Raw genomic sequence first — 5,087 nt, forward strand, 5'->3', positions numbered from 1 at the left:
ACTGGTTTGACATGGGCCCAGAGCCCCACTTCTGCGCCCTGCGCTTCTTTGACAACCCCGAAGGCTGGGTGGCCCAGTTCAGCGGCGACCCAATCGCCGAGCGCTATCCGCGCCTCGACGAACTATCCGCACCTCGACGAACTTGAAAATTTGAATGGGCTTAAGAGCCCCAAGCGAAGCTACTTTTTGGCCCCCTGGGCTGCGCAGAGCCAATCACCGCAGGGGCTCTAAAGGCAGGGGCTCTAACTGCAGAGTCGAATGGTCGATGCCCAGCTGGGCCAACTCAGCCTTTGCTCTATGCAGCAGGGCCATGTCGTCTACCTGCTGGGGATCGCGCAGGAGGTGCGCCGTTAGCGCCGTTTGGGAGGTGCTCATTCCCCAAATATGAATGTGATGCACCGCCGCCACCCCTGGCAGCGCAGCCAAGGTGCGTTCCACCGCATCCCGATCGATGCCTGGTGGGATCCCGTCCAGGCTCACCAGCACCGACTGACGCAGCAGGGTCCAACCGGTCCAGGCCACGGCCACACCCACGCCAATACCGGTAAAGGGATCGAGCCAGTGGATGCCGGTGAACTGAATCAACAGGGCGCTGACCAGCACCGCAGCACTCACCGCCGCATCGGTGAGCAGGTGCACCACCGCAGCTCGGCGGTTGAGATCGTGGCTGTGGTTGTGGCCAAACAAACGGGCCGAGCCCAGGTTCACCGCGATGCCCAACAGGGCCGCCACCGCCACCGGGCCAGGGGTTAGCTCCACCGGCTTGGCCAGTCTTTGTACGCCCTCCACGACCACAACGGCGGATGCCATCAAGATCAAGGCCGCGTTGATCATCGAGGCCAGCTGGGTGCTGCGGCCAAATCCGTAGGTGAATTGCCTGCTGGCGGGCATGGCGCTGAGGCGCTCGGCCCCCCAGCCCAGCAGCAACCCCGCCACATCGCCGAGGTTGTGCAGGGCATCACCGATCAGGGCCAGAGAGCCAAAGCCGATGCCAATGGCCAGCTGTAAAGCAGAGAGGCCGCTGTTGAGCAGCACACTCCAGCGAAAGGCGGCCGGATTGCCATCTCGATGTTCGTGCTGGATGTGGCGTGGCAACCGCTGGCGGCCCACCGCTGGATGGCTCATGAGCTTCTTTTAGGTCAGTTTTGCCGTGCCGTCTGCCGAAGCTCTTGGCCTAGATCCCATGCCACGCGGGGCCATTCCCTTCAGAATTGGGCAGCCTATTTACTGGGCTTTTGCCTTGAGGAATCCCCGTTCTGGCCTGGTTGTTGCAGTGGGCAGTTGGTGGGCAGTGGGCAGTGGGCAGTTGGCTGGTGCTGGGCCTGCTAATCGGGTTGGCGATGGGGCCATACCAGGCGCTGTCGGAACTCGGTTTCCGGATACAAGCAGCCCTTTGGCTCTCGGCTGAGCCCCAATCGCTGCTCGGCTGCTTGCTGGTGTTTGGGGCCACCAGCCTGCTGGTTCTCCTGGCCTGGGGGCCGCTGGCTGGCGGCCGCGGGGGCGGCACCGCGTCGTTGCTCGCCCTCGATCGCGCCTCCCAGTCCGAAGGCAATGCGGTTGAGCTGCTCTGGCTGCAGCAGCTCAACCTGGCCACCCAGCTGCGGCGGCTGCCCTTGATGTTGCTCACCCATCTGGGGGGCCTGGCGGTGGGAGTGGAGTCGCCATCAGTGGCTCTGGGTGCCAGCTTGCTGCTGGGGATTCGCAGACGCTGGCCCCGGTTGCAGCCCCTGGCCTCTCTCTCGCCCCAGCTATTGGCCGTGATCGGCGGCGCGGCCGGATTGGGGGCGGCGTTTCGCTCGCCCCTGCTGGCCGTTGCCTACGGATTGGAAGAGCTGGGCCAGCGCAGTGGTCTGCCACTGGTAATGCCGGCCCTGCTGCTGGCAGGTAGCGGCACCCTGGTGGCCACCACCATGGGGCAGCCTGCTCGCCTACCTGGCCTGGCGCTGGGTTCCCTGGCAACGGGGGTCTGGGGCTGGGCCGTGCTGCTCACCCTGGTGGGTGCTGCTGCCGGCGCCCTATTAATGCGTTTGTTGCTGCCTGCGGCTGCCGTGGTGAAGCAATTGCTGGGGCGGCGGCGGCTCCTCGGCGCCTTTGTCCTGGCGGGCTCACTCAGCCTGCTGGCGCTTGTCAGTGGCGGCCTGAGTCTCAACGACGGCTCCCTGTCGCTGGCTGCTGCGCTTTCTGGCGAAACGGTGGGCTCCCCAGCTATCTGGCTTTGGCGTTTGCTCTCCAGCGTGCTCAGCCTGGCGCTAGGGGCTCCTGGCGGGCTGATGCACAGCAGCATGACCCTGGGCGCCCTGTTAATCAGTCCGCTACAGAAGCTGCCAGAACTCAGCAGCAGCGACCTGGCCCAGTTGGCTGCGGTAGGTGCCACGGCTCTATTCGCCGCTGCCCATGGGGCGCCGCTCTTCTGCGCTGCCTTCGTGTTCACCCTGCAGGGTGATCCTGCCCTGCTGCCGTTGCTTTTGCTGGTGGCCGCGGTGGCCGCGGCCCTCGGCGAGCGCTGGCGGGGTGAGGGCTGGAACGAACACCAGCTGCGGATGCTGCTGGAGCAGCAGCCCAGCAGCCCTCAGACCCCAGCGCGACCCCATCGAGCCGGTGATCCACGCCAGCCTCGAGGCTGGTGCAGCGGCCTGAGCCATCGCGATGGATGCGCACCATCTGGGCCGCCCCCTTGAAGCTCGCGAAGCCGTAGGAATCACCAAGTTGATGGCCGCGGGCCACCAGCGCATGGCCCACTTCGGGATTGAACTGCGGATCAATGTGCACCGCACCGCTCTGCATGATCAGCTTGAAGCGGGGGGCATCCACGGCCTGCTGGGGGTTCATACCTAAATCCAGCGCGTTCACCAGGATCTGCGTGAGCCCCTGGGGATGGGCGTTGCCGCCGATCACACCCATTAGGAATTCAGGCAGGCCATCGCGCAACACCATCGCCGGCAGGATCGAATGGCGCGGGCGGTGTCCGGCTGCCAGGGCATTGGGATGGCCGGGCTGGCTGGAAAACTGCGCAGCCCGATTGTTGAGCACTACTCCCGTGTCGCCTGCCACTAGCCCCGAGCCAAACAACCCGCAGATGCTGGTCATCAGCGACACGGCATTACCCTCCCCATCCACGGCGCACACGTAGCTGGTGTCGCCTGAGTTGGCCCCCTGAGGCCTAGTGGCTGGCCGGGCTCGCGCGCCGATGCGGTTACAGGCAGCGGCCAGACCGTCCTGGCTGAGGGCCTGCCGCACCTGCTCCAGCATTGCGGGGGTGGGCTCGCCCACCACGTCGATCGCCAGCTCAAAGCCCAGGCGGATCGCTTCAATCTGGTGGTGCAGGCGCTCTGCTTCATCCATTGAGGCGAGCGGCAGAGCGTTGAGGATGCCGAGGGCACGGAGAGCCACCACCCCCTGGCAATTTGGTGGCATTCCCAACACCTCTCGGCCGCGGTAACCCACACTCAGCGGCTCCACCCACTCGGCGCGATGCTGCTGGGCGGCCACATCGTCAAGGGTGGTCGGCACCCCGCCTGCGCTGATCGTGGTGACGATCATCTCGGCCACGGGACCTTCGTAGAGGCCCTGGCGCCCCTCCCGGGCAACACGCTCCAGGGTGGCCGCCAGTTGCGGCAGGCGCATCAGCTGGCCGGGCTGCGGGGCAGTGCGATCGGGCAACAGCAGCTCTCCCAGCTGCATGGGTCCGCTGGGCCCCAGCAATGCGGCGCCAAGTTCCCAGAAGCCGGCGATCGATTCGCCCACCGGATAGCCCTCCCGGGCGTAGGCGATCACCGGCTCCCAAAGCTGCTGCAAAGACCAAGAGCCGAAGCGCTCCAGCAGCGCGCACCAGCCATCCACAGCGCCGGGGATAGTGACGGTGGCGGCGCCGTGCTCCGGCATCACCGGCACGGAGCCAATGCGCTCCACGCTGGCGCCACTCGGGGCCCTGCCGCTGCCATTGAGGCCCAGCACTTTCTGGTCTCTGGCCGACCACACCAAAACCATGGTGTCGCCGCCCAGGCCGCTCATCATGGGCTCGGCCAGTGCCAGCATGCCGGCCATCGCCACGGCTGCATCGGCCGCGTTGCCACCCTGCTCCAGCACCCGCAGGCCCACCCGGGTAACCAGGGGCGAGCTGGAGCTGGCCATGGCACGCCCGGCAAATACGGGCGAACGCCGATGCAGAAAAGCAGGGCTGAGCATGGCTGAACAAATGTTGGAGCAACTTTGACAGGCCCGCCAATCAGCGAAGACAGGTGTACTGAACTGCTCTGTTGTTTTGGGCAGCGGGGGGTTCGGCGATCAAGAGTTAGGCGAGTTCCGCCTGGGAACGCCTAGGACATATTTAGGGTCCCAACTCCACCCCAACCGAGTGCATCCGCACCTGGGCGGGATCGACCCTGGGGCCATCCAGGGCCTCTTTTTCCACGGCGGCCAGCTGCTCCAGCCGGGTCGGCGTGGCTTCCCGCCCGTAGCGGCCTTCCGCCAGCAGCCAGTAGAGCCCGAAATGGCGCGCTTCGCTGGCCAGCAGCTCGGCATCGGGGCTATGGGCCGCCAGCAGGGCCATGCGCTCATGGCTGCGGGCCTCGATCAGGCCAGCCACCAAAAACGAATCCAGCATGCGCTCGGGCTCGCCCTTGCGCACTGCCGCCGAGAGGGCGGCGCCATAGCCGGGCGCCGGCAGGGGCCGCAGGGCGATGCCACGGCGCTGCAACAGCTGCAGCACCAGCTCGAAGTGCTCCAATTCTTCGCGGGCCAGGAGTTTGTTGCCAATAGAGCAGCGAGCCCCCGGCCACGACGAATCTCAGCGAGGGGCCCCAGGGCTGATTCAAAGTCCTAGTAAGGGTTGGGCCGTGGCTTGCGCATGGCCATCGCCCCAGCGCCATTACCGCGGTAGCGGTAGGCGTCTTCATGGAGCTGGGTGTCCAGGATCAAGTGCCAACACTCAATGGTCCAGCGATCTCTTACCAGTTGCAGCAGGGCTTCTCGGTGACTTTCAGGAAAGTTGTCACTCCTTGGCTGCCATTTAGGCGGCCTGAATAAATGGTAACTCCGGGACCAGTTCGTGCTCTTCCGGTGGCTTGTTTATCCACACTTCTGCCGGC

General features: G+C 65.6%; 2 protein-coding genes and 3 pseudogenes. 2 read left to right on the forward strand and 3 right to left on the reverse strand.

Translation table 11 applies throughout. The features are described from left to right. Positions 1-146: pseudogene (locus KBZ15_RS18235) on the forward strand (acireductone dioxygenase); the annotation flags it as partial. Between the two features lie 67 nt (positions 147-213). Here KBZ15_RS18235 and KBZ15_RS18240 read toward each other — a convergent pair. Continuing rightward, positions 214-1,125, reverse strand: coding sequence for a cation diffusion facilitator family transporter (locus KBZ15_RS18240; protein ID WP_255016642.1), 912 nt, complete (start codon positions 1,123-1,125; stop codon positions 214-216). A gap of 173 nt (positions 1,126-1,298) precedes the next feature. Here KBZ15_RS18240 and KBZ15_RS18245 point away from each other — a divergent pair, with 173 nt between their 5' ends. After that, positions 1,299-2,678: a chloride channel protein gene (locus KBZ15_RS18245; RefSeq protein ID WP_255016643.1), complete on the forward strand. Its 1,380-nt coding sequence runs from the start codon at positions 1,299-1,301 to the stop codon at positions 2,676-2,678. Here KBZ15_RS18245 and KBZ15_RS18250 read toward each other — a convergent pair. Continuing rightward, positions 2,653-4,185, reverse strand: a pseudogene (locus KBZ15_RS18250) (gamma-glutamyltransferase family protein); the annotation flags it as partial. The gene KBZ15_RS18245 and the pseudogene KBZ15_RS18250 sit on opposite strands and share 26 nt — an antisense overlap. 142 nt (positions 4,186-4,327) lie before the next feature. Further along, positions 4,328-4,741, reverse strand: a pseudogene (miaE, locus tag KBZ15_RS18255) (tRNA isopentenyl-2-thiomethyl-A-37 hydroxylase MiaE); the annotation flags it as partial. Positions 4,742-5,087: the final 346 nt, after the last annotated feature.

The organism is Cyanobium sp. BA20m-p-22, assembly GCF_024346275.1.
Classification (GTDB): domain Bacteria; phylum Cyanobacteriota; class Cyanobacteriia; order PCC-6307; family Cyanobiaceae; genus Cyanobium_A.

Coding starts and splice junctions, on each gene's coding strand:
- KBZ15_RS18240 (WP_255016642.1), bottom strand. CDS start 1,125: ATGAGCCATCCAGCGGTGGGCCGCCAGCGGTTGCCACGCCACATCCAG.